The sequence below is a fragment of the Aquisphaera insulae genome (genome assembly GCF_011064615.1).
Taxonomy (GTDB): Bacteria; Planctomycetota; Planctomycetia; order Isosphaerales; family Isosphaeraceae; genus Aquisphaera; species Aquisphaera insulae.
The window spans coordinates 30,804-55,406 of sequence record NZ_JAALJH010000041.1; the positions used below are offsets into that span (position 1 = coordinate 30,804).

Below are 24,603 nucleotides of genomic sequence, written 5' to 3' on the forward strand. Positions count from 1 at the left end.
AAGCGACTCGCCCCGGTCCCTCGTATTCTCCTCTCCGTGCCTCCGTGCCTCCGTGGTTAGCCTTCCCCTGGGTCGGCTCAGGCCAGCAGCTCCTTCCGGACGTGCCCGTCCCCCTCGACGCCGATGAGGCGTTGCTGGAGGCCCTGGTAGGGGTAGCGGAAGGTCTCCGCGTCGAGGCCGAGCTGGTGCAGGATCGTGGCCTGGAGGTCGTGGACGGTGACGGGGTTCTCCGCGATCTGGTAGCCCAGGTCGTCGGTCGCGCCGAAGGAGAGGCCCGGCTTGAAGCCGCCGCCGGCGACCCAGAGCGTGAAGCAGTGCGGGTGATGGTCGCGGCCCAGGAACGTGGAGCCGCCGCGGGCCTCGTTCATCGACGTCCGGCCGAACTCGCCCCCCCAGACCACGATCGTCTCGTCGAGCAGCCCGCGCCGCTTCAGGTCCTTGATCAGGGCCGCGACGGGGCGGTCGATCTCCTTGCACTTCTGCGGCAGGTGGACCACGATGTCGTCCCCCGCGCCGGTGCCGTGGCAGTCCCAGCCCCAGTCGAAGAGCTGGACGTACCGGACGCCCCGCTCCACCAGGCGGCGGGCCAGCAGGCAGTTGTTGGCGAACGAGGCCGCCCCGGGCTGGGCCCCGTAGAGGGCGATCGTCTCGGCCGATTCCTGGCGGATGTCCATGACGTCCGGCACGGACATCTGCATCCGATAGGCGAGCTCATACTGGCTGATCCGCGTCAGGGTCTCCGGATCGCCGAACTCCTCGAGCTCGTACTCGTTGAGCCGCCGCAGAGCGTCGAGCGTGCGGCGGCGGTCGGCGCGGTCCATGCCCTTCGGGTCGCTGACATACAGGATCGGGTCGCCGACGGTCCGGCACTGGACCCCCTGGTAGACGCTCGGCAGGTAGCCCGTGCTCCAGAGGGCCTTGCCCCCGGTCGGATCGGTCCCGCCGCTGATGAGCACGACGAAGCCGGGGAGGTCCTGGTTCTCCGAGCCGAGCCCGTAGGTGATCCACGAGCCCATCGCCGCGCCGCCGTTGCGGGGCGTACCCGTGAACATGAATAACTCCGCCGGGGCGTGATTGAACTGGTCGGTGTGCATCGACCGGATCACGGCGATGTCGTCCGCCACGTCGCCCACGTGCGGCAAGAGGTCGCTGATCGTCTGCCCGCACTCGCCCCGCTTCCGGAACTTGTACGGCGAGCCCAGCAGCTTGGGATGCCCCTTGATGAAGGCGAACCGCTGCTTCTTGAGCAGCTCGTCCGGGCAGGGTTGCATGTGGTGCTTGACCAGGAGCGGCTTGTTGTCGAACAGCTCCTGCTGCGGCGGCCCACCGGACATATGAAGATAGATGACGCGTTTGGCCTTCGCCGGGAATGCCGGCGGCCTGGGCGCATTCGGGTTGTCGGCGCCCGTCGGCCCACGCCCCGCGCCCAGGGCCTCGCGGCCCCCAAGCATCGCCAGGGCGAGCGCCCCGAGGCCCCCGGACTGGCCGAGGAACCGGCGGCGGCTGACGGCGCGGGCCTTCCGCAGGCCGAGGTCCATTTCATCGAGGAAATCGCGGCTCATGGCATCAGCCCCTGGTGAGGACGCCGTCGAGGTTCAGGAGCACGTTGGCGATGGTCGTCCACGCGGCCAGGTCGGCCGGCTCCATCCCCGACGGGAGCGGGCCGAGCGGGACGGTGGACAGCTCGATCGCCGCGGGGGTGTCGCCGTCGAACCGGGCCCGCTCGCCCCGGTAGAGGGCCGCCAGCGGTTCCACCTGCTCGTCCCGCGGGGGGCGGCCCAGGCAGAGCTTCAGGCCGTAGCGGATGCGGTCCTCCGGGCTCGATCCCCCCTCGCGGACGACCCGCCGGGCGAGCGCCTGGGCCGCCTCGACGTAGACCGGGTCGTTGAGCGTGACGAAGGCCTGGAGCGGCGTATTGGTCCGGACCCGCTTGATCGCGCAGAGCTCCCGGCTGGGGGCGTCGAACGTGGCCATCGAGGGATAGGGGATCGTCCGCCTCCAGAACGTGTAGAGGGCCCGCCGATGCCGGTCCGCCCCGGGGCTGGTCGCCCAGGTCCGCTCGCCGTTGAAGGCCGCCTGCCAGAGCCCCTCCGGCTGCGGCGGGAAGACGCTCGGGCCGCCGACCTTCCGCTCGAGCAGGCCCGAGAGCGCCAGCGCCTGGTCGCGGACCATCTCCGCCTCCAGCCGGATCCGCGGTGCCCTCGCCAGCAGGCGGTCCTTCGGGTCGCGGGCGAGCAGCTCCGGCGTGGCCCGCGACGACTGGCGATAGGTGGAGGACACGACGATCAGGCGGATCATCGCCTTCGTGTCCCAGCCGAGCTCCCGGTAGCGGACCGCCAGCCAGTCCAGTAGCTCCGGGTGCGACGGGAGGTCGCCCTGGGTGCCGAAGTCCTCCTCGGTCGCGACGATCCCCGCGCCGAAGAGCTGGGCCCAGTACCGGTTCACGGCCACCCGGGCGGTCAGCGGGTTCTTCGCGTCCGTCAGCCAGCGGGCCAGGTCCAGGCGGTTGATCGGTCCTTCATGGTTCGATGCCAGCGGATGAAGGGCCTTCGGCAGCCCCGGCTGGACGACCTGGCCCGGGTCCAGGAAGTTCCCCTTCAGGAGCAGCTTCGTGACCCGCCGCTTCTCCTTCGGCAGCTCGACCATCACCGGGAGCGTGGGGACCGCCGGGCGGGCCTTCTCGACCGCCGCGAGCTCGTCGCGGATCGCCTTCAGGTCCTTCTCCGGTGCCTTCGCGGCCTCGGCCTTCGCGAGCCGTGCCTTGACCGGCGCGACCTTCGCCTCGAAGGCCCGCGCCGCCGCCAGGGACTCGGGCGTGGGGACCTGGATCACCGGCGACTCGTCGGGGAGGTCGGTGTCGGCCGTCTGATCGAGGATGGCGTAGAACTTGTAGTATTCTTCCTGCGTCAGGGGATCATACTTGTGCGAATGACACTTGGCGCAGCCCATCGTCAGGCCCATCCAGACCTGCATCGTGGTGTCGACGCGGTCCTTCACCGCGGCGACGCGGAACTCCTCGTCGTCGGTCCCCCCCTCGGTGTTGGTCATCGTGTTGCGATGGAAGGCCGTGGCCATCTTCTGCTCGACGGTCGACCCCGGCAGCAGGTCGCCGGCGATCTGCTCGGTCGTGAACCGATCGTAGGGGAGGTTGCGGTTGAAGGCGTCGATGACCCAGTCGCGGTAGCGCCAGATGGTGCGGAGCGGATCCGAGCCATAGCCGGCTGAGTCGGCGTAGCGGGCCAGGTCCAGCCACATCCGCGCCCATTTCTCGCCGTAGGCCGGGTCGTCGAGGAACCGGTCCACGGCCCGCTCATAGGCCCCGGGGGCCTTGTCGCTCAGGAAGACGTCCAGCTCCGCGGGCGTCGGCGGCAGGCCGCGGAGGTCCAAGCTGGCGCGTCGGAGCAGGGTGTACGGGTCGGCCTCGGGCGACGGGCGGAGGCCCTCCGCCTCGAGCCTGGCGAGGACCCACGCGTCGATCCCGTTCCGCGCCCAGGCGCCGTCCTTGACCTTCGGCAGCGGGAGTGCCTTCGGCGGCACGAGTGCCCAGTGTTCGTTGTACTCGGCCCCGCCGGCGATCCACCGCTTCAGGACGTCCACTTCAGCGGCGGTCAGCCGCGGGCCGGCCTTCTTCGGGGGCATGCGGAGGGTCTCGTCCTCCTCGCCGATCCGGGCCACCAGGTCGCTGGCGTCCGGGTCGCCCGGGACGATCGCGGCGTCGCCGTCCTTCGGCGGCTTCACGGCTGCCTCGCGGACGTCCAGCCTCAGGCCCTTGGCGCGCTTGGCCTCGTCGGCGCCGTGGCAGGCGAAGCAGCTCCGGGAGAGGATCGGCCGGACCTCGCGGTTGTAGTCCACCGGCGTCGGCTTCGCCGCGGTTGTCGTCCCCAGGTCCTCCGCCGCGGCGGGCGTGGCGGCCAGCAGCAAGATCCCGGCCGTGCGGAGCCACCACGACCGTGTCGATGCGTCCCTCGCGAGGCGCGGCGGCCCGTTGCTTCTCATCGTCTCGGCTCTCCGTGGGGTCGACCGGCGTGGCAGGAAGGATCCGGCGGGCGGTCCGACCCGAGGTCGGACCGGATACTCGTCATTCTGTCGTCCAGGACGAGGATTCCTCAAGGCCTAACCGTTGCCGTTGCGATCGTCGCGGCGGATCCGGATCGGCGGCAGGCCGACGATGTCGTAGGTGGCGGAGGCGATCTCGATGCCCGCGTCGTCGAGCGCGGCGACGATGTCCCGGCTCATGGCATCCTTCAGGTCGCGGATGCCACGGTCCTCGGCGATGAAGCGGACGGTCAGCTCCAGCCAGTTGTCGGTCAGGCGATAGAAGACCTTGGGGCTCATGTCGGCCGGCCGCATGAAATAGCGGCGCTGCAGCTCGTGCAGGGCCGCTTCGCTCATCTCCTCGATGCGTACGGTATGCCGCCGGGCGGCGTCCAGCAGGATCTGTTCGGCCCGCGCGCGGTCGGCGGCGTACGAGATCGGCAGCGACATCTCGTCCCAGATGTAGGGGAAGTCCTTCGTGTAGTTGTAGACCGGCTCCTCGAAAATCCTGGCGTTGGTGACGGTGACGATCCGCCCGGAGTACTGCCGGCCGCGGATCCACATCGCCGGATCCGCCGCCTGGACGGCCGGCGGCTGGCCCATTTCCATGATGGTCGTCTGGAGGAACCCCAGGTCGATCACGTCGCCCCGGACGCCCCCCATCGTGATCCGATCGCCGACGTTGAAGACCCGGCCGCGGAGGATCACGAAATACCCCGCCAGGGCCGTGATCACCTTCTGGAGCGCGAACGCCAGGCCGGCCGTGACGAGCCCCAGCGCCGTGGCCAGCCGCGTCGGGTCGTCGAACCAGATGGAGACCAGCCCCAGGCACAGGACCACGGCGGTCGTCAGGCGCACCGCCTGGCGGGCCCAGAAGAGCCGCCGTTCGTCCACCCGCCCGCGGAGGAGGCGGAGCAGGAGGGCCCAGGCCCCGCGGCCCAGCAGCAGGGTGATGGTGATGAAGGCGAGCGTGAACACCAGCTTCAGCCCGTTGCCGGCGTTCACGCCCACGAGCTTGACCCCGAAGATCTCCACCGCCCGGTTCGGGCCGACGAGCCTGAAGACTTCATTCATCTTCCTTCACCTTCCTCCAAGCACCGAGTGTCTCTACGCCGAGCGGGGCGTCCGGCCCCGGCCGATGCGCCCCGAGGGCCTCCATCGCCTCGCAGTGGCGGCGGTCCACCTCCCGGCGGTCGAGCACGTCGGCGAGCCCCTGGCGGCTCCCGCGTCGGATCGCGTCGGCCTGGCGGCGGAGCGCGGCGCGGAACTCGACGGACCGGGTGGCCCGCGCGACCTCCGCGATCATCTCCAGGAGCCGGATCGTCACCGCCGCGTCGCCGCGAGCCGCCTGGCGGACCTGGTCGCACGTGGCATCCACGATCCCCTGGATCGTGGAGACGTCGGTGACGACCCGCAGCCGGCCTTCCTCGTCGAGGCGGTACGGCGAGGGGAGGTGCCGCCTGGCCAGGGCGCAGAGCGCCTCGCCCAGGCGGTCGACGCAGTTCATCGCCGTGAACGGGTCGTTGACGCCCGGCGAGAGGGCCCGCACGGCGACCTCCACGAGCTGGTCGATGGCGAATTCCACGTCCTGCGTCAGGGTCCTGCGGCTGCCGACGTAGAAGGCGCGGCCGATCGCGCCGGCGAACTCCTCGTCCACGCGGTCGGCGGGCCAGGCCCGGACCAGCTCGCAGCCCTCGACCAGGAACTTCCCCGGGCGGCGGGTGATCCCCAGGATCACGTCGCGGTCCCGCGCCAGGTCCATGAGCCGATCCAGGTCGATCGCCTGGACGTAGCCTCCGGCCGGCGCGGGGATCGGCCGGGCATCGCGGTCGAAGCCCTCCGGGAGCCTCGGGCCGCCCGATCGTCGAGACTCCTCGTCCGCCTCCCGGCCAAGCTCCTCGGGATAGAGACGGTCGATCGCCCGGCGGAGGTCCCGGCTCACCGAGTCGATGACGTTCTCGGCCTGGATCGACTCCGCGATGTGGTGGATGAAGTAGATGAGCACCCCCAGGCTCGCCAGCGAGAGCAGGAGGCCGACCGTCACCGCGATGTGCGGCACGAACCGCTCGGTCTCGGTGCCGTTGACGGCCCGCAAGACGAGCAGGCAATACGTGAACGTTGCGATGAACGTGCCCAGGGCGACCTGGCTGCCGCGATCCCTCATGAAGTTCCTCAGCAGCCGCGGCCCGAACTGCGACGAGGCGAGCTGGAGCGCCACGACCGTGATCGAGAAGGTCACGCTCGAGATCGTCATCATCGAGCCCGACACCGCGGACAGGACCGCCCGCGACCCCTCCGGCCCGCGCGTGAACGTCCAGCCCAGCGTCGCCATCCAGTTGTGATTCGGGAACGTCCGGTCCAGGCGGATCATCGCCAGCGAGAGCGCCGCCGCCGCCGTCACCATGAGCGTCGGGACGAACCAGAAGCTCGTCCGCAGGACCTCCCACTTGTTCTCCAGCCACAACCTCATCGCAGCATCCCCGGCGCATGGGCCGGCCACTCGCCCTTCGGCAGCCCGCCACGACGATATGCAGGGATCGTGCCGGCGCGATCGGGCCGCACCGACCGACCGACACCGGCGGCAGCCCCTGCTTCGCGATCGGCCGGACCTCCTCGACGTCGGGACGCGCGCCCCGGACGTGTCGGTCCCCGCGGATCCGGCGGGTGGCCTCCAGGCCGTTGAGCCGAGGCCTGCCGACCTCCATGAGGATCTCATCGGGCCGGAAGGCCGCCGGGACGTCCACCGCTTCCAGGCCATCGTGGCCGGTGGCGACCTCGTGGCCCAGCAGCCGGAGCATCCCGTGCCTGCCGCCCCCCGTCCGATGCCGGCGCGTGACCCACTCCACCCTCCGCCGGCCCGCATGACGATGAGGGGACCACATTCCGCATGCCGGCTCCGAACGCTCGCCAGCACGGCCACCCACCCGGCCTCCGACCGGCCCCCGCCGACCGTCGCGAAATTGGCTCCGTTCGTCGCGCGGCGATTTCTGCGATATCAACGCAAATTCTTTATCCAAAAACACTTGACGTCTGTTTTCGCGCAGCTTCGCCCCTGAAAAAACTCCGCATCGCGGCGTCACAGCTTCCCCCGCTTTCGCCCGACGTCGCGTCCATCGCGGGGCGTTCCGTCCGTTCGCCAGGATTCGGGTCTCGGTCGTCATCGTCGGCTGCCTTGGCGTCAGAGCGTCGGGCGATGAGCGCGCGGAATCGCGCCGCTCCTATCCAGTACAATCCCGAAAAGGTGGCCGCCAGTTTCACAAATCCGGGGAAAATCGAGGCCGATCTCCGCCTCCCTGCCTCGAGCCGGGAGCGGACAGCGGGCTGACAGGAATGTCCGCCCCCCGGAATGTCCCCCCGAGCGGGGGGAGAGAGAGAATCTGGGAGGACAGGCGTTCTTGCCTGTCCAACAGTCCGCCTGTCCATCGGCCTGAAATTCGAGCCGCGACGGAGCACTCGGTCCCGCCGCGGCCTCCTCGCATTCCTCCGGGACGACGAGTAAGATCGCGAGGTCCCTTCCGGAGTGCATGAATGGCGACCGTCGCACCGATCGCGAATCCGATCCTGAATTCACCCTACAAGGAGCCGACCCGGCATTTCCGGTTCGACGCGAACAACCAGATCACGGACCAGGTTGACCCGGGGCGCCGGGCCAGCAGCTACTTCCTGCCGGTCCCCACGCCCAAGAAGAAGGGCGCACCGGGGCTCTTCGACGCGGTCGAGGAGACGAAGGCGGAGAGCGGTCACGTCAACCGCATCCGACAGCTCGTGGGGAACTGGCGGGACCTCGGCCGGCCCGACATCACGCCGACAACCCGCTCGCTCCTGGAGCACTGGCACGCGGAGGACCGGTTCCGCGCCCTCTTCTTCTGCCAGCTCGAGGCGCTCGAAACCCTCATTTACATCACCGAGGTCGCCAAGCAGACGAAGTACGGCGACGTCTGGATCGAGAAGTACCTCCGCCAGGCCGCCGAGGAGGCCGGGACGGACCTCCTCCGGATCGCCTGCAAGATGGCCACCGGCAGCGGCAAGACCGTCGTCATGGCGATGCTGATCGCCTGGCAGGTCCTGAACCGGCGTCGATATCCCCGCGACAGCCGGTTCACCGACGCCTTCCTCGTGGTCGCCCCCGGCATCACCATCCGCGACCGCCTCCGGGTCCTGCTCCCCTCGGATCCGAACAATTACTATCGCGAGCTCGACATCGTCCCGGCCGAGCACCGCGACGACCTCGGAACCGCCCGGATCGTGATCACCAACTTCCACGCGTTCAAGCTCCGCGAGAAGGGAGACGCAGGGGGCCTGACCAAGCGCATCCTCACCGCGGGCAATCCGAGCGCCTTCACCGAGTCGCCCGACGAGATGGTCCATCGCGTCTGCAACGACCTGGGCCGGCGCACCGGGATCATCGTCCTCAACGACGAGGCGCACCATTGCTACCGCGGCAAGGTCGCCGCGGCGAAGGAGAAGATGACCCGGGAGGAGGCCAGCGAGGCCAAGGAACGCGCCGAGGAGGCCCGGCTCTGGATCACCGGGCTCGAGGCCGTTCACCGTAAGCTCACCGTGAAGGCCGCGTATGACCTCTCCGCGACGCCGTTCTACCTGAAGGGCTCGGGCTATCCGGAGGGGACGCTCTTCCCCTGGGTCGTCTCCGATTTCTCCCTGATGGACGCCATCGAGTCCGGCATCGTCAAGATCCCCCGGGTGCCGATCGCCGACAACGCGATGACCGGCGACTACCCCAAGTACCGCGACCTCTGGGTCCACATCCGCGACGGCCTCAAGGACCTCCGCCGCGGACCGGACGACTCGCGCACGCCGCCGATGCTCCCCGGCCTGCTCGAGGGGGCGCTCAAGAGCCTGTACGGCCACTACGCCCGGACGTTCGCGGACTGGGAGGCCGATGAGGAGGCCCGGGCCAACGGCAGCACGCCGCCGGTCTTCATCGTCGTTTGCAACAACACGAACGTCAGCAAGGCGGTCTTCGATTCCATCGCCGGGTACGAGACCCCGCACGTGCACCCGGACGGCGAGCCGGTGGTGGCCGGGGGGGAGGCCCTGCCTCTCTTCCGCAACGTCAAGGACGATCGCTGGCGGCACCGGCCCCGGACGATCCTGGTGGACAGCCGCCAGCTCGAATCCGGCCAGGGGCTCTCCGACGAGTTCAAGCGGTTCGCGAAGCATCAGATCGAGGACTTCAAGGCCGAATACCGCCGCCGGTTCCCGGGCCGCGACGCCGAGGGGCTGACCGACGAGGACCTGATGCGCGAGGTGCTCAACACCGTCGGCAAGGCCGGCAAGCTCGGCGAGCACGTCCGCTGCGTCGTCTCGGTCTCGATGCTCACCGAGGGCTGGGACTGCAACACGGTGACCCACATCCTGGGCGTCCGGGCCTTCGGCACGCGGCTCCTCTGCGAGCAGGTCATGGGCCGCGGCCTGCGGCGGCGGAGCTACGCCGTCGACGACGACGGGATGCTGACCCCGGAATACGCCGACATCTTCGGCGTCCCGTTCAGCGGGTTCCCGGTCGCCGGCCTCTCCGAGGAACGGGCCCCCGCCACCTCGAAGCCCGGCAAGGCCGTTCGCGCCCTCCCCGAACGGCTGGCCGTCGCCCCCTGGCTCGAGATCCGCTTCCCTCGCGTCGTAGGCTATCGGTTCGAACTCCCCTCCGACCGCCTGGCGGCGAGGTTCGACCCCTCGCACCGCGTGGTGCTGACCACCCAGGACATCCCGACCACGACCCTGAATGCCCCCATCGTCGGCCAGGACGCCCGCCTGACCCTGGAGGCGGCCCGCGACCTCCGGCCCCAGGCGGTGGCCTTCCACCTGGCCTCGCACCTGCTCCAGCAATACCACACCGCCAGCCCCTGGCTCTTCCCGCAACTGCTCGGCGTCGCCCGCGACTGGCTGGGCGACCCTGGCGGCGACACCCCGAACGTCGACTACGGCGACGACACCTTCCCCGGCCTCCTCCTCCTCGGCGAGACGAAGCACGCCGCCTGCGAGAAGATCCATCGCGCCATCCTCGCCGCCTCCGGCGGCGCCCAGAGCGTCCGCGCCGACGTCCGGTCCGGCGACGTCGGCACCACGGCCGGAATCGCGTTCGACACCGTCAAGACCTGCTGGACGACCGCCCCGGACAAATGCCACGTCAACCTCGTCCCCCAGGACAGCGACTGGGAGACCATCGTCTGCCAGAAGCTCGAGGAGCTCGACGAGGTCCTCGCCTACGTCAAGAACCAGGGCATCGGCTTCCGGATCCCCTACACCCACGAGGGCCGCCCCGGCAGCTACTTCCCCGACCTGATCGTCAAGCTGGACGACGGCCGCGGCCCCGACGACCCCCTGAACCTCGTCCTCGAGGTCTCCGGTCAGAAGAAGAAGGAAAAGGAGTCCAAGGTCCAGACCGCGCGAACCCTGTGGGTCCCCGCCGTCAACAACCTGGGCACCTTCGGCCGCTGGGCCTTCCACGAGATCGACGGGTCCAACCTTCATAAGGCGAAGCAGGAGATACGCCGTCTACTTCATGATTGAGGGCATGATTCCTATTCCTTTGTCCATGCCACTAGAATCGCGATTAAAGTTTAGAGCCCTTGACTATAATTAGAGGCTGCTGGTTTCAAGTTTGGTATAACTAGCACGAACAACAAAGGGGATAACACCTTGCGTCGGGATGACTTTGCCTCGGATGCACCTGGTGAGCTCATTCCTTCTCTCGCGGGTTATTTGACCTTTGAGCCTCGCCCCTTGCCTCCGCCAGAAGAGGCCCTCTCGCTTGATTTCCGGTTGGCGAAGGAACTGGAGGACGCCCGAGGAGCAATCGGGGAATTGGCGGGGATTGGGCGGATGCTCCATAATCCCCACCTGCTGATCCGGCCGTTCGTCCAGCGCGAGGCTGTTTCGTCGAGCCGGATCGAAGGGACGATCACCCGGCTCGATCAGCTTTTCCTTTTCGAAGCTGAGCCGGACCAGATCACGCACCCGGCCGACGTGGAGGAGGTACGGAACTACGTCCTCGCATCCGAGCACGGTCATGATCTGATCCGACAGGGGAATCCTCTCAGCCTCCGAGTCATCCGGGAGATTCATGAGATCCTGATGCAAGGAGTCCGCGGAGGCAACAAGCGGCCGGGAGAATTCCGCCCGTGCGACGTGCGGATCGGACGCGGCGGAGAGTCGTGGGACGACAGCCGGTTCATCCCTCCATCCCATCTCAGGCTCAATCCCCTGCTCCGGGACCTTGAGCGTTTCCTGAACACACCGAGCGAGCGGCCGGTCGTCGTTGATCTGGCCCTCGTTCACTACCAGTTCGAGGCGATTCACCCCTTCATGGACGGCAACGGGAGAATCGGTCGATTGCTCCTGCCCCTGATGCTATGCGAGCGGGGGTATCTCCCTCAGCCGCTGCTCTACCTCTCCGCCTACCTGGAGCAGCACGATGAGGAGTACCGCGACCACCTGCTCGGCGTCAGCCGGCGAGGAGCCTGGGCGGGTTGGATTCGCTTTCTCGCCCGGGGCGTGACCGAGCAGGCGCGCGACGCGGCAACCCGCGCGGGCAGGCTGCTGGATCTATGGCGACAGTATCAGAGAATTGTCGGCTCGCTCAGCCGCAGCGCAGCGGCCGTTCGTTTGCTGGATCTCCTCTTCACCCGGCCATTTATCACGATCCCGAATGCTGCGAACTTCCTGGAGCTGACCTACCCCGCGGCATTGAACAACGTGGAACGCCTCGTCGAGGCCCAGGTCCTCAAGGAAATGGCCGGGACTTCGAACCCGAGGATCTATGTCGCCACCGAGATCCTCCGACTGCTCGATGAGCCGCTCAACCAGAGCGAAACCCAACAAACCCCCTGAAGGAACTCCGATGGCCAGGAAGAAGCCCACCGCGTCGTCCGGCTCCGCGTCGTCATCAGTCCCGGTGGACTCGCTCAAGCATGTGGCGGACCGGCGGACGAACATCCCGACGCGGGAGACGGCGGCGTTCGCGGAGGACGACGGGATCGGCAAGGCGATCTACCAGCGGGACCGGTCGCTCGACCCTCAGCTCGTCTGGAAGGGGAAGGACGAGCAGGACGCCAAGCCGCTGGAGGTCCCCGCGGTCCCGCTCCACGTCCAGGAGAAGATCCACCCCCAGGCCATCGTCGAGGACCTCAAGCGCCGGGCGTCGGCCGCGAAGCCCGGCGCGGTCACCCAGCTCGACCTCTTCGCCGACTTCAACGGCCTCGACGACTTCGCGAAGAAGCTGGAGTTCTACCAGCACGACCAGCACTGGACCAACCGCCTCATCCTGGGCGACAGCCTCCTCGTCATGACCAGCCTCGCCGAGAAGGAACGCCTCCGCGGCCAGGTCCAGTGCATCTACTTCGACCCCCCCTACGGCATCAAGTTCGGCTCCAACTGGCAGGTCTCCACCCGCAAACGCGACGTCAAGGACGCCAAGGCCGAGGACCTCACCAGGCAGCCCGAGCAGATCAGGGCGTTCCGGGATACGTGGGAGCTGGGGATTCATAGCTATCTGAGCTATCTGCGAGATCGGTTGACGGTGGCGAGGGAGTTGTTGACGGAGAGCGGGAGTGTCTTCGTGCAGATTGGGGAGGATAACGTACATCTCATAAGATTAATGATGGACGAGGTGTTCGGCCCTCAGAACTTCGTCGTGACCATTAAGTACATTAAGACAACAAGCTCTACTGCCTTAGCAATCCCGCCAACCACCGACTACATCGTCTGGTTTTCGAAGGATGTCGAGCAACTTAAGTTTCGTCAGTTATTCCTTGAGAAGCTTCCGGATGGTGCAGGTGGGAGGTTCTATGATCGAGTTGAGCTAGAAAACGGGAGCAAACGTGTCATGAGTGCTAGCGAGCGTTCAGGGGAAAAATCGCTGCCGCCTGGTGGAAGGCTGTATCGCTTGAGCGACCTATGCAGTCAGAGTATGGGGCGAGATAAGGGCGAAGGCGCGGCCTGCTGGTATCCTGTCGAGTATGGCGGCAGAAAATACCTTCCCAATGACAAATTGAGATGGAAAACAAACGAAGCTGGAATGCAACGACTGTTGGACGGAGGGCGAATCGAAGCCAGATTGAATTCTCTAGCATATGTGCGATATATCGATGATTTTCCGGTGATATATCTCGACGATGTGTGGAACGACACTCGCTGGGGCTATGATGCAGGAGACAAAATGTATGTGGTACAAACGCACTCCAAGGTCGCCCAGCGTTGCCTCCTCATGACCACCGACCCCGGCGACCTCGTCCTGGACCCGACGTGCGGGAGCGGGACGACGGCGTACGTGGCGGAGCAATGGGGGCGGCGGTGGATCACGATCGACACGTCGCGGGTGGCGCTGGCCCTGGCCCGGACGCGGCTGATGGCGGCGCGGTTCCCGTATTACCTGCTGGCCGATTCGCCCGAGGGGCGGAAGAAGCAGGCCGAGCTGACGGCGACGCCCATCGAGGCGTCCGCTCCCGCGGCCGGGCGGGATTTGCACCGAGGGTTCGTCTATCGGACGGTCCCGCACGTCACGCTCAAGAGCATCGCCAACAACCCCGACATCAAGGAGGGGATGACCCGCGAGCAGATCGACCAGGCCATCGCCCGCCACGCCGAGACCGAGACCCTTTACGACCAGCCGTATGAGGACAAGGGGATCGTCCGCCTGACCGGCCCGTTCACGGTGGAGAGCCTCTCGCCGCATCGCAGCCTGCCGCTGCCCACGCCCGACGGCCCGGTCGTCCCGCGCGACCCGGCGAAGGCGGGCAACCCGGGCTTCTCCCAGATGATCCTGGAGAACCTCCTCAAGGCCGGCGTGAAGGGGACGGACAAATCCCAGCGGATCGAGCTGATTCGCCTCGACCCGTTCCCCGGCCTCTACGTCCACGCCGAGGGCGAGACCACCAAAGGCAAGATCGTCCGGGTCTGCATCGGCCCCGAGTTCGGCACCATCGGCGACGAGGCCATCCGCAAGGCCGCCCTCGAATCGATCAAGGGGAGCTCGTGCGACATCCTTTTGATCTGTGCCTTCGCCTTCGAGCCGAGCATCCACGAGCAGACCGCCGACCTGACCAGGGAGATCAAGTTCGGCAAGGTCTCGATCCTCCCCGTGCGGATGAACCCGGACCTCGCCATGGGCGACGAGCTCCTCAAGAAGACCGGCGCCGGGAACCTGTTCACCATCTTCGGCGAGCCCGACGTGAAGCTATCTCGCCCCGGCGGCAAGGTCGTCGTCACGATCCGCGGCGTGGACGTCTTCGACCCCACCACCGGCGCCGTCCGGACCGGCGACACCGACGACATCGCCTGCTGGTTCATCGACACCGATTACGACGGCCAGAGCTTCTTCGTCCGCCACGCCTATTTCCTCCACGGCGGCAAGGATGCGACGGAGGGCCCGTATGACAAGCTGAAGAAATCGCTCCGCGCCGAGATCGACGAGTCCGAATGGTCGAAGCTCTACCGCGCCGTCAGCCAGCCCTTCGACCCGCCAGCCTCCGGCAAGATCGCCGTCAAGGTCATCAACCACTTCGGGGACGAGGTGCTGAAGGTGTATGAGGTGGGGGCGGTCAAGTGAACGTGTTGCGATCCGTATCATCATCCGGTAGAAGGTAGGGCAAGAACCGAGGCATCATGTCGGATCGCGGAATGGCAGCACGGCGCTAATCCCTTGCAGGAACCGCCTCTGACCGGCGACCGATCGAGCGTCGGAGGGGCGATCGACCGACGGGACCGGCTTCTGCAGGCATCCTCTCGCGAGCGCGGTTCGACCTTCCTCGTTCCAGTCAAAGCGCTGATGTTGCCTGCCGGTCACTCGTCGATTGAAATCACCATGATCGTCGCGACATTTCACGCGGGGGAGGGGCACCATGATGGAGGACTCGGACCGATTCAAGCTCCTCAACGGCCCATACAGCCCGCCGGCATGCCGGGTCGGAGGCAGACTTCATTGTGAGTATCGGGGCCGAGAGGAGGTCGTGGGGGGAATGACCAACGCACCGATCCAATGGCCCATTCGAAAGGGGCTCGGACGCCATTCCTGCATCCTCTGCGGTGACCTGATCCGGGCCCTCCGGACCGAATCCGACATCGCAGTTTCCCACCATTGGGGCGTCTCTATCACCACGGTCAATCGCTGGCGTCAGGCCCTGGAGGCCGCAAGGATTCTCGAGGTGAGCCCGCGACCCTCTGCGGTTCGTCGACCCAGATCCGCGGAGTTCAAGAAGGCGATATCGGAACGGGCGAAACGGATGTGGGAACACCCCGAACAGCACGGGCTACCCCCGTGCCACCGCTGGACCGATGAGGAAATCGCCCTGCTGGGTACGGCTCCCGATCCGATCATCGCCAAGCGGCTGGGGATCCCCAGGCACAACGTAGAGAGCAAACGGCGTCGGCTCGGGATCCCGGGAATCCTGAATCGTTGGACCGATGAGGAGATCGCCTTGCTGGGGACAGACTCGGATGCGGTCATCGCGAGAAGACTGGGCCGTCCGGCGGTTGGCGTTCGAGACAAGAGGGAGAAGCTGGGTATCCCACCCATGATGACTCGGTGGACGAACGGAGAGATTGTCCTGCTTGGAACGGACACGGATCAGGCCATCGCCGAGAAACTCGGCAAAAGCCGGATGGGGGTGAAATCCAAGAGATTGGCCCTTGGAATTCCCGCCTTCACCCGTGCGGGAAGCGGTAATCGGCAAGGATTGCACGGGGACCGCGAATCCTCGGCCGACCCAGAAGACATCCATGAGTGAATTCGCGCGAACTCAGAGCGTCGGAACCAGATGGCCGGGCCATCCCCGGACCAGATGAAGCCGGTCCCGGCATTCTGCCCCGCCGTCAGGTCCGATCTCGACGCGCTTTGGACTGGCCGGCGATGCCCGACTGCTCGGAAGAGCGCATTAACTTGGTTCAACCAAGAGGGCCAATGCGACCTCCTCATCGATAACGGACCGCATCCGCTTAAGCTTCAGCTCACGTCGATACATCCTCTCCTCGATCGCCTCCCGGAGAAAGCCTTCCAGCGGTCTTCTCAATGCCTTGCGATCCACGAACAGGCGGTGGATCAGACAATTGGTGATGACTGAGAGGACTCGCTTCCGGTCCATGAGGCACCGCAAGCCTCTTCTCTTCTCCTCGACCGCCGCGGCAAGGCTGCTGGTATTCATCACATCAAACCGGGGCTCCACGTACCCTGGCGGAGTCGGAATGTCCTTGCTCATGCTCGAGGTACCGTCGAGGACACTCGCGACGAATTCTTGCGGGAAGCCGATCTCCGTCTTCCGGATCCACTTCTGGACCTTCTCATCGGTCCAGCGGCCAGGGACAAGAGTCCTGTCCTGTGCCAACCGGCGGATCGCCCGGATCAGCACCTCGTTCACCACCAGATAATACCGGTGTTGTTGCTCGAACCAATTCGCTTCCGTCAACAGGTCTTCCCTGTTGTCGCTCTTCCAGATGCGCTCGACGTTCGCTCTCACGTCGGGCCGTTTGGGCGTCCAGATGACGTGCGTGACCTTCGCCGTCATGGAGTCGTCCCTGCGCTCGACATGAAACCGGATCCGCGGCAGATCTTGACCAAGGATGCGCTCAGCGAATCGCGGAGCCTCGAAGCGAGTTATCTCCTGGATGATGTTCCTCGCCTCGAACAGCGAGTCATAAGAGATGCCGCTTAGCCAGCCGGAAAAGAGGTCGCTCGAACTCGCCACTTCCGGGTCGACATGGCTGGCGGCGAGCTGCTCCATCTTCTCCGCGGGATTTGCGACGTAACGCTTTTCGATCTGATCGCGAACGATCGCGATGAACTTATCGAACAACGGATGATCGTCGGGAGCGACGACCAGCGCGTCGATGTCGTTGGGGGACTCCTTGCCTCGGAAGAAGCTGCCGTAGCCGATGACCTGAGAAACCCGGACCGGAAGATCGATCGAACCGCATCGCTCGCAAAACATGACGAGCCGGCCGAGGAGGACGGACTGACGCTTTGAAATATGCGAACTCTTATCGATCATATCACCGCTCCCGCGGGAAAACCGAGCAAACTGCATGCAAACAAATGAACACGACTGTCTCACGATCGCTGTTTGTCCGAGTTCGATGACGCCTTCCCCGCAGCCCGGAGGAATCGGCGCACATCCTCGATTGAGTACGGGGGATCGCTCCGAAGATGGATCACGGCATGGCAGTTGGGACAGATCGGCCGCAAGTCCTTGATCGGATCCACCTCATAGCCCTCACGGATCTTGCTAATGAGCTTGAGATGATGGACGTGGATTAGCCCTTCGGCGACCTCGCCGTACTTCTCTCCGAAGTCGAGCTCGCAGGCAGCGCAGACGGCTCCGTGGTGCTCAATGCACCTTCGTCTTGCCTCCGGATTGCGCTCGTAGGCATTCACCGTGATGAGGGAAACGGCCCCCTCGTAGAGAGACTGCCTTCCTGAAACTTCTTCGGGCAGAAGAGGAGGACCGTGTCGATACGGTTCGAGCCAGGCTGGGATACGTTCCGTGACGTGCGAGAGGATCTCGACGAGTCCCCGCAGGTCGAAGGGGAAAAAGTACCCCTGACAGACGGAACCTCGCTTATTGATGGGGTAGTACTTTACTCGGAAGGCTATCAGGGCCGCACCGAATGTCTTCTGAAGCACCGGATTCTCAAGATCGAAATACTCGGTGCGAAACCGCCACCCTGCCCCGTAGTCTTCGCCTTCAAGACGCGGCAATCGATCGTGATAAATGCCATCTTCCAGAGCTCGGCTGAAGGCGACTACGTACGGCTTCCTGTAGTGGACGACCAGATCACCTGCCTTTGACTTTCCGACGGTCTTCCTAAACGTAGCTCCTCCGGCCGATGTCCGATCGGAACTGCAAACGACCTCGCTGGGTCGCTCCGCTTCCCACTGTCTCGATTGGTTGCACCACCAGACTTGCATGGCATCCTCCGAGGATTGGACCTACTCTCCGATTCTACCAAATCATCGCATTTGAGCCAAATCGGTCCTCTTTAGCGGAGAGATTCCTCGGCCGCCACATTTACCCCCGAGGACACCAGAGTTTCCGATGGGTTCGCCTCGGCCGGTGTGCCGGGCGACCGGGAACCGACAAACCCCGTGGGAGCCGGCTCCGTTTGGCTACCGGTATGCGGTGGTGACCGCCGGATTGCCCGGTCATTCGATCATGGGAGTTCGCCGATGGGCGACGGCCTTCTCACCAGCCAGGCCTCACTCCGTCGCCGGCCGGAGCCGGCTCCCACAAATCGGACGCGGGCCACGGCTCACCCCGTCGCCTCCTGCAAAATCCAATCCCATCCGTCCCGAGGTCTCCTCCGCATTCTCTTCTCGGTGCCCTCCGCGCCTCTGTGGTTGGTCCACCCCCTCCTCCCGGGCCGCCGTCGTCACTTCAGGTGGTCCCTGAGGAAATTGACCGCGCGGATGATGGCGGCGTCCTGGTCCTCCTTCCGGCCGCCGCCGCCGTGGCCGCCGCCGGGGATCGTGATCAGCTCGGACGAGAGGCCGGCTCGCTTGCAGGCCTCGTGCAGGAGGACGGACTGCTCGTAGGGGACGATCTCGTCCCTGTCCCCGTGGATGAGCAGGAGCGGGGCGACGTGGGGGCCCAGGCGGTCGATCGGGTCGATGGACCTGCGGAACGCGACGGGGTCGGCCGGCGGGGGGCCGATCAGGTCCCTGACGAGCCGGGCGGCGAACTCGGGGAACGGGCGGGACAGGTCGGTCGGGCCGGCGGCCGAGACGGCGGCCCTGAGCCTGACCTCGGGATCCGTCGCCAGCAGGAGCGCCAGGTGCCCCCCCGCGGAGCCGCCGAACGCCGCCACGCGGCCGGCGTCGAGGTTCCATTCCTTCGCCCGGTCGCGGAGGAACCGGACGGCCTCCTTCACGTCGTCGTACTGGGCCGGGAACCTGTGCCTGGGGGCGAACCGGTACTCGAGCGACGCCGCGGCGAAGCCCTGCTCCGCCAGCGAGAAAATCGCCTGGCGAAACTCGGCCTTGTTCCCCGCCTGCCAGCCGCCGCCGTGGATGCAGACGATGAGCGGGAACGGGCCGGCCCCACGCTTCGGCCGGGCGAGGTCCAGATGCAGGGTCTCGCCCCCCACCGTCCCATACACGATGTCGGGCGCGAAGTCGACCGACTCCGGCGGCGGAGGCTGCCTGGCCTGGACGATCGCCGCCAGTCCGATCACGCCCGCCACGACGCCCACCGCCAGCCATCGCCGTCGACTCATCGCGAGCTCTCCCGTCGTGCCCCCAGGTCGGCCTGCCCCGATCCCCACGACGATTCTACCCGCCCCGACTCGTGGATGTTTCCCCGGGGGAGGGAAATCCCGTCGCGGGCCCGCGCGATCGCCCGCCTCATCGCCCCGCGGCGACGAGCCCCTGGGCCTCGAGGGCCCGCCAGAAGACGCGCAGGTGCTCGAGCGCCTCGGGCTTCATGACGCGGCTGCCGTAGACGATCCGGACGTAGCCGGCCGCCAGGCGATTGGCCTCGGCGCTCAGGTCGCCGCGGACGGCGCCAAGCCGGCGGGCGAACTCGACGGGCGTCTCGTGCGGGAGCCGGCCGGCGCCCGCCTCATAAGCCCAGGCTTCCAGGGCCTGGAAGCTGTAGACGAACAGGTCGTTGGGCGCGAACTGGCGATCCATGCCGACGTCGAACGGGTTGGCGAACGACGAGAACGGCCGCGGCGGCTCGGCCGGCCGGGCCGCCTCCTCGACGGCCTCGCGGCCGCGATCGTCCCTCGGGCGGCCGAACCAGAGGCCGCCGAAGAGCGCGGAGAGGAACGCGAGGAAGCCCTTGAGCAGCTCCGGGCCGTAGCGGAAGGCCCCATAGAGCAGGAAGCAACCGCCGACGATCAGGACGGGGATTCGGAGCCAGGCCGGGGCCTGGAACGAGAGCGACGGCGGGTTCGGCGTGGACGCGGAATTCGACCCCTGCTCCTGGCCCTTCGTTTCCGACGAGTCCTTCTCCTTCGCCGAATCCTGATCGCCGCCCGGGGTCTCGTCCTTCCGCGACGAATCGTCGGCCTTGCCCTGCGGCTTGCCGGCGTCCTTCGCGTTCTCGGCCTGCTTCCCCTGCTTGCCCGAGGCGTTCCCCTTGCCGGAGGCCGATTTCCCCTTCGCCGCGCCCGACTTCGCGTTGCCGGGCTGGGACTTGCCCCCCGCGCGGCCCTTGCCGGCGGTCTGCTTCGCCGCGTTCGGGTCGTTGGTCTTGCCCGAGCCCTGCTCCTCGCCGGAGGGTTCCTGGGGCTCGTCCGCCTTCGACGCGGCCCGGCCCTCGCTCTCCGCCCCGTCGCCCTGGACGCCGCCGTCCTTGAGCACGGCCCAGCGCGAGGCCCTGCGATCGCTCGACGAGACCGCGGAGCCGGTGATCGACCGCACGCCGCCGATCGCCGGCAGGAGCGCGGCCGAGAGGACGGTCAGGCCGGCGATCACGAACCCGCCGGTGGTCAGCCAGGTGGCGGTCATCGCCCGCGGCATCGGGATCTTCCGCTTGCGGAGGTAGCGCCTCAGGTTCAGGAAGCTCGTCGCCAGCAGCAGGCCCATCGCGGCGGCGATGTACGCGATCGCGTAGACGAGCAGCCCGGCCCGCCGCTCCTCCTCGACGGCCGGCACCAGCCACTGGCCGACGCCGAAGACCGGCAACGAGGCCAGCGCGAAGTAGATCAGCCAGACTCCCGGCGCGTGCGGCCGGTTCGAGTTCGCGCTCGAGCCCTCGCCCCCCCAGGCCTTCCACCAGGGCCGAGGGGGGCCCAGCAACGACGCGTCCATCCGATGGGGGTCGGGATCAACCCCGTCCGGCCCCGCCGCGACCTGCTCCCGCGCCAGGCCGCTCTCCTCCATCAGGCCGACGCCCGCGTCCTGGTTCTCGTCCATCAGGGTGCAGTCGTAGGTCAGATGGTGGGTCGCCCACCAGACCAGGGCCATCACCCCGAGGAGGAACGGCTGGAACCCCGCCAGCGAGGTCGCCACCAGGGCCACGGCCCCGCCCAGGGCCAGGCCGTAGCCTTTGGCGACGTCGCCGATCTGCATCCCGACCCGGGTGATCAGGACGATCCCGAAGACGAACCAGAAGAGGATCCAGCGGAGCCGCTCCAGGAACGGCCCGTCGTACCAGATGTCGAGCATGAAGAAGGTCAGGCTGCCGACCATGACCATGATCAGCACCGGGACGATCGCGTTCACCAGATGATCGACGAGCGTCCCCTGCAACCTGCCCCTGGCCATCGGAAAAGCTCCCTCGAGACGCTGCCATCGACGGACTACAACGGGGCCACGAACTGGAGCTCGCAGAAGCCGTGGAGCTCGTTTTCGTCGGAGATCGCCCGCACCGGGATGTTCTGGGCGATCAGGTACGAGGCGCTGTCGATCCGCTCGACCTCGTCGAAGGCGAGCAGGACGACGGTCACGGCGTAGCCCTGCCGCCGGAGCCTCCCCAGCGTCAGGGCCGACTCGGGGGTCACCAGCGCCAGGATGGCGACGACCGTGGCGTCGCGGGGCATCCGGTGCTCGGCCTCGATCACCAGCCGGTCGAAGGTCAGGCCGTCGGACAGCTCGACGCGCGCCATGGCCTCGCGGATCCGGGCGAAGGCCTCCGGGCCCCTCGCGTGCGGGACCACCTGGGGCCTCAGCCGGTGGTCCTCGTCGCGCATGGCGGCCTCGCGATGGATCGCCTCGCGGTTCGCCCCCGGGCGTGCGGTCCTTCGTGCAATCTCGTCCCGATGGCGGGCCCGCTCGGCGGCGTCGCGGCCGCTCGTGATCAGGCCCACCGGCTGGCCCATCAGGCAGACCGCGTTGGCCAGGGCCACGGCCGCGGTCACCGCCAGCTCGGAGCGCCCCGGCTCGTTCCGCGCGGGGTAGGAGTCGCGGTGGAAGTCCAGCAGGATCGTCGCGCCGGCCACGGTCGAGGCGTCGTAGATCTTGCTCTGGAGCGTCCCGGTCCGCGCGGTGGCCGCCCAGTGGATGCGATTGAACGGGTCGCCCGGCTGGTAGGCGCGGACCCCGGCGATCCGCGTGGGGTCCTCAAAGAGGCGATGCGTCAGCTTGATCTCGCCGATCGGCCGCCGCGACGCCAGGTCATAGCCCGGCAGCGGGACGACCCGGGGATAGACCGTGATGTAGAGGGGCTCGGTCGCCACCCGGTAGCGACGGTGGAGCCCGAAGAGGTCGCCCGTTTCCAGGATCAGCGGGCCCACCTGGTAATAGCCCCGCATGGCGCAGCGGAGCTGATAGGTGATGGTCCTCGTCGCACCGCCGCCGAGCATGGCGATCGCCAGCCGCCGCCCCTTCACCTCGAGCCGGGGGGGCCGCGCCGTGATCGCGGCGCGGGGGAGCATCTCCTCCACGAGCACCCAGGCGATCGGCAGGGCGCCGCGGTTCCGGAGCGTGAGCACGAAGGCGATCGTCTCGCCGATCTCCACCTCGGTCCGGTTGCACTCGCGGGTCGCGTCGAGATTGCCGATCCAGGTCCGGGCCAGGAACCGGCTGATCCCCATCAGGCCCAGGAGCGCGAGCATCCCGCCGACGAGGAGGCCCAGGTCGAGCACGGCCGCGACGACCAGGACCAGGACGATGACGAAGAGCGCGCGCATCAGGCCATCACCCGGGATCCGCTCGTCGGCACGGGGGCGGAGTCCAGGACCTCCGAGATCACCGAGGACGCGGTCACCTTCCGCAGGCGGCTCTCCGGCCTGAGGATGATCCGATGCCCTAGCACGGCGGGGGCCATCCGCTTGATGTCGTCGGGCGAGACGAAATCCTGGCCCCGGATCGCCGCCACGGCCTGCGCGGCCCGATGCAGGGCCAGCGAGGCCCGGGGGCTGCCGCCGAGCAGGACGTCGGCGTGCTCCCGCGTGCCCCGGATCAGGCTCACGATGTAGCGGCAGACCTTCTCATCCACGCGGACCGCACGGACGGCCTGCTGGCACTCGACGATCTCGTCCGCCGTGGCCACCGTTTCCAGGTCGTCGATCGGGTGCTTCAACTGGAGGCGACCGAGCATCGCCGCCTCCTCCTCGGGCGCGGGATAGCCCAGGCTGAGGCGGACCAGGAACCGATCGAGCTGCGCCTCGGGGAGCGGGAAGGTCCCCTCGTGATCGACCGGATTCTGGGTGGCGATCACGAGGAAAGGGGGCTTGAGGTCGTAGGTCGTGCCGTCGACGGAGACCTTCCGCTCGGCCATGGCCTCGAGCAGCGCCGCCTGGGTCCGGGGCGTCGCCCGGTTGATCTCGTCGGCCAGCAGGGTCTGGGCGAAGATCGGCCCCGGGCGGAACTCGAACTGGGTGGTCGCCGGGTTGAAGATCGACGCCCCGGTCACGTCCGTCGGCAGCAGGTCGGGCGTGCACTGCACCCGCTTGAAGCGGGCGCCGACGCTCAGCGCGAGGGCTCGCGCCAGCATCGTCTTGGCGACGCCCGGTACGTCCTCCAGCAGGATGTGCCCCTCGGCCAGGTACGCCACCAGCGCCAGCACGATCTCCTGCCGCTTGCCGACGACCACCTTCTCGATGTTCGCCAGGATCCGCTTCCCGGTCGTCGCCACGTCCGCCATGCCCACCCCCGCCCGCCTTCGGGCACGAACCAGGGAGCCTCGACAAGCCCGATCCCCAACTCTATGGGAGTTACTACGACAAATGCAAGAGGTTTGTCGGACAGGTGTGAGACCGTCGCGATCGGCCGTCGGCCCTCGCCCTCCGGGGATGGCTTCATCGAAAGTTCATTGGACAGTCCGGCGGGGGCGGACCATCATCGTGCCCATCATCGGGTCAGCGGCCATTCCCGCGACCCAGAGCCGGGCGGGAAGCGATCCAGTTATGACTCCTCATGTTTCCGCTTGCTAATTTTCTCGATGGTTGATGATGAGCCTCGCGCCCGGCTGGCCCGATGTGCCGGGAATCGCGCACAACGATGTCCATGTCAACGTTGGCAGAACATGGATCCCCCGCGCCCCGCGGATCCGCCGGAAAAGGGAAGAGGCCGGGGTGGACGTCCCCGGCCTCTCGAATCCGGATCAGAGCTCGTTTCGGCTCACGCCGGCTGCCATTCGCCCTGGACCCGGAGGTGGTCGCGATCCAGGTGGACGCCGCCGTCCACCGACTTCACCCACGAGAGCGGGATGCGGTGGTGCTGGCCGTCGGGGCTGCCGCTCCTGGTGAGCTTGATCGTGTCGCCCTCGACGTGATCGACGGTGCCGACCTTCGTCCCGCACGAGGCGTAGACGTCCGCGTGCTCGCGGATGTCCCCGGAGCCGCTCGAGGAGCCGCTCGGCCCATATTTCTCCTTCATCTCCTCGACCTTGTGGCCGGCCTTGTGCGCGGCCTCCTCGATGCGATGGCCGGCCTCGTGGGCCTTTTCCTTGGCCCAGTCGGCGGCCTTCTCCACACCTTCACCGACCCTGTGGCCGACCTTCGATGCCGTGTCGGCGATCTTGTGGCCCACGTCCTCCAGCGTTCCCTTGATGGTCTCGGCCATGACGGCCTCCTCGTTCCATTCAGCCCACGGAGAGTCTTCTTCGCCGCCCCGCCAAGGGGCAGCTCACCGAAGTGGTGGAAATCGCAAAGCCCGCGCCAATCTCGCGCCGG

15 protein-coding genes are annotated in these 24,603 nt (G+C 67.2%); 4 read left to right on the forward strand and 11 right to left on the reverse strand.

The window, feature by feature from the left end:
• Positions 1-77: 77 nt before the first annotated feature.
• From G6O54_RS20500 to G6O54_RS20515, 4 genes are all read right to left on the reverse strand, one after another.
• Complete coding sequence (locus tag G6O54_RS20500; RefSeq protein WP_250846999.1) at positions 78-1,562, reverse strand: DUF1501 domain-containing protein; 1,485 nt, start codon at positions 1,560-1,562, stop codon at positions 78-80.
• A 4-nt stretch (positions 1,563-1,566) separates the two neighbouring features.
• The gene (locus G6O54_RS20505; protein WP_165227533.1) at positions 1,567-3,996 is read right to left on the reverse strand and encodes a PSD1 and planctomycete cytochrome C domain-containing protein; all 2,430 of its coding nucleotides are present in this window, start codon (positions 3,994-3,996) and stop codon (positions 1,567-1,569) included.
• Between the two features lie 117 nt (positions 3,997-4,113).
• Positions 4,114-5,109 carry a mechanosensitive ion channel family protein gene (locus G6O54_RS20510; protein ID WP_165227534.1) on the reverse strand — a complete coding sequence of 332 codons (996 nt, stop codon included), beginning with the start codon at positions 5,107-5,109 and terminating at the stop codon, positions 4,114-4,116.
• Complete coding sequence (locus tag G6O54_RS20515) at positions 5,102-6,505, reverse strand: DUF2254 domain-containing protein (protein WP_165227535.1); 1,404 nt, start codon at positions 6,503-6,505, stop codon at positions 5,102-5,104. The genes G6O54_RS20510 and G6O54_RS20515 overlap by 8 nt, the downstream gene beginning before the upstream one ends.
• Before the next feature lie 1,058 nt (positions 6,506-7,563).
• On the opposite strand from G6O54_RS20515, the gene G6O54_RS20520 reads away from it, so the two are divergent.
• The 4 genes from G6O54_RS20520 to G6O54_RS20535 all read left to right on the forward strand — a co-directional run bounded on the left by G6O54_RS20520 (position 7,564) and on the right by G6O54_RS20535 (position 15,779).
• Entirely contained in the window at positions 7,564-10,566 is a 3,003-nt protein-coding gene (locus tag G6O54_RS20520; protein WP_165227536.1) for a BPTD_3080 family restriction endonuclease, read from the forward strand.
• Between the two features lie 252 nt (positions 10,567-10,818).
• Positions 10,819-11,886 (forward strand): Fic family protein, encoded by a 1,068-nt coding sequence (locus G6O54_RS20525; protein WP_256368999.1) that lies wholly within the window; start codon positions 10,819-10,821, stop codon positions 11,884-11,886.
• 10 nt (positions 11,887-11,896) lie between these two features.
• Positions 11,897-14,602: a site-specific DNA-methyltransferase gene (locus G6O54_RS20530; RefSeq protein ID WP_165227538.1), complete on the forward strand. Its 2,706-nt coding sequence runs from the start codon at positions 11,897-11,899 to the stop codon at positions 14,600-14,602.
• 409 nt (positions 14,603-15,011) lie between these two features.
• Positions 15,012-15,779: a hypothetical protein gene (locus G6O54_RS20535; RefSeq protein WP_165227539.1), complete on the forward strand. Its 768-nt coding sequence runs from the start codon at positions 15,012-15,014 to the stop codon at positions 15,777-15,779.
• A 147-nt stretch (positions 15,780-15,926) separates the two neighbouring features.
• Here G6O54_RS20535 and G6O54_RS20540 read toward each other — a convergent pair whose 3' ends face one another.
• The 7 genes from G6O54_RS20540 to G6O54_RS20570 all read right to left on the reverse strand — a co-directional run bounded on the left by G6O54_RS20540 (position 15,927) and on the right by G6O54_RS20570 (position 24,493).
• Positions 15,927-17,036, reverse strand: coding sequence for a hypothetical protein (locus tag G6O54_RS20540; protein WP_165227540.1), 1,110 nt, complete (start codon positions 17,034-17,036; stop codon positions 15,927-15,929).
• 59 nt (positions 17,037-17,095) lie between these two features.
• Positions 17,096-17,953 carry an HNH endonuclease gene (locus tag G6O54_RS20545; protein WP_165227541.1) on the reverse strand — a complete coding sequence of 286 codons (858 nt, stop codon included), beginning with the start codon at positions 17,951-17,953 and terminating at the stop codon, positions 17,096-17,098.
• A gap of 461 nt (positions 17,954-18,414) precedes the next feature.
• Entirely contained in the window at positions 18,415-19,257 is an 843-nt protein-coding gene (locus G6O54_RS20550; protein WP_165227542.1) for an alpha/beta hydrolase, read from the reverse strand.
• A 127-nt stretch (positions 19,258-19,384) separates the two neighbouring features.
• Positions 19,385-21,253 (reverse strand): DUF4129 domain-containing protein, encoded by a 1,869-nt coding sequence (locus G6O54_RS20555; protein WP_165227543.1) that lies wholly within the window; start codon positions 21,251-21,253, stop codon positions 19,385-19,387.
• A gap of 35 nt (positions 21,254-21,288) precedes the next feature.
• Positions 21,289-22,617 (reverse strand): DUF58 domain-containing protein, encoded by a 1,329-nt coding sequence (locus tag G6O54_RS20560; protein ID WP_165227544.1) that lies wholly within the window; start codon positions 22,615-22,617, stop codon positions 21,289-21,291.
• Positions 22,617-23,573: an AAA family ATPase gene (locus tag G6O54_RS20565; protein ID WP_165227545.1), complete on the reverse strand. Its 957-nt coding sequence runs from the start codon at positions 23,571-23,573 to the stop codon at positions 22,617-22,619. Before G6O54_RS20565 ends, G6O54_RS20560 begins: the two co-directional genes overlap by 1 nt.
• 476 nt (positions 23,574-24,049) lie before the next feature.
• A complete protein-coding gene (locus tag G6O54_RS20570) occupies positions 24,050-24,493 on the reverse strand; it encodes a DUF2171 domain-containing protein (protein WP_165227546.1) in 444 nt (147 codons plus the stop codon).
• Positions 24,494-24,603: the final 110 nt, after the last annotated feature.

Coding starts and splice junctions, on each gene's coding strand:
- G6O54_RS20500 (WP_250846999.1), bottom strand. CDS start 1,562: ATGAGCCGCGATTTCCTCGATGAAATGGACCTCGGCCTGCGGAAGGCC.
- G6O54_RS20505 (WP_165227533.1), bottom strand. CDS start 3,996: ATGAGAAGCAACGGGCCGCCGCGCCTCGCGAGGGACGCATCGACACGG.
- G6O54_RS20510 (WP_165227534.1), bottom strand. CDS start 5,109: ATGAATGAAGTCTTCAGGCTCGTCGGCCCGAACCGGGCGGTGGAGATC.
- G6O54_RS20515 (WP_165227535.1), bottom strand. CDS start 6,505: ATGAGGTTGTGGCTGGAGAACAAGTGGGAGGTCCTGCGGACGAGCTTC.
- G6O54_RS20520 (WP_165227536.1), top strand. CDS start 7,564: ATGGCGACCGTCGCACCGATCGCGAATCCGATCCTGAATTCACCCTAC.
- G6O54_RS20530 (WP_165227538.1), top strand. CDS start 11,897: ATGGCCAGGAAGAAGCCCACCGCGTCGTCCGGCTCCGCGTCGTCATCA.
- G6O54_RS20535 (WP_165227539.1), top strand. CDS start 15,012: ATGACCAACGCACCGATCCAATGGCCCATTCGAAAGGGGCTCGGACGC.
- G6O54_RS20540 (WP_165227540.1), bottom strand. CDS start 17,036: ATGATCGATAAGAGTTCGCATATTTCAAAGCGTCAGTCCGTCCTCCTC.
- G6O54_RS20545 (WP_165227541.1), bottom strand. CDS start 17,953: ATGCAAGTCTGGTGGTGCAACCAATCGAGACAGTGGGAAGCGGAGCGA.
- G6O54_RS20550 (WP_165227542.1), bottom strand. CDS start 19,257: ATGAGTCGACGGCGATGGCTGGCGGTGGGCGTCGTGGCGGGCGTGATC.
- G6O54_RS20555 (WP_165227543.1), bottom strand. CDS start 21,253: ATGGCCAGGGGCAGGTTGCAGGGGACGCTCGTCGATCATCTGGTGAAC.
- G6O54_RS20560 (WP_165227544.1), bottom strand. CDS start 22,617: ATGCGCGCGCTCTTCGTCATCGTCCTGGTCCTGGTCGTCGCGGCCGTG.
- G6O54_RS20565 (WP_165227545.1), bottom strand. CDS start 23,573: ATGGCGGACGTGGCGACGACCGGGAAGCGGATCCTGGCGAACATCGAG.
- G6O54_RS20570 (WP_165227546.1), bottom strand. CDS start 24,493: ATGGCCGAGACCATCAAGGGAACGCTGGAGGACGTGGGCCACAAGATC.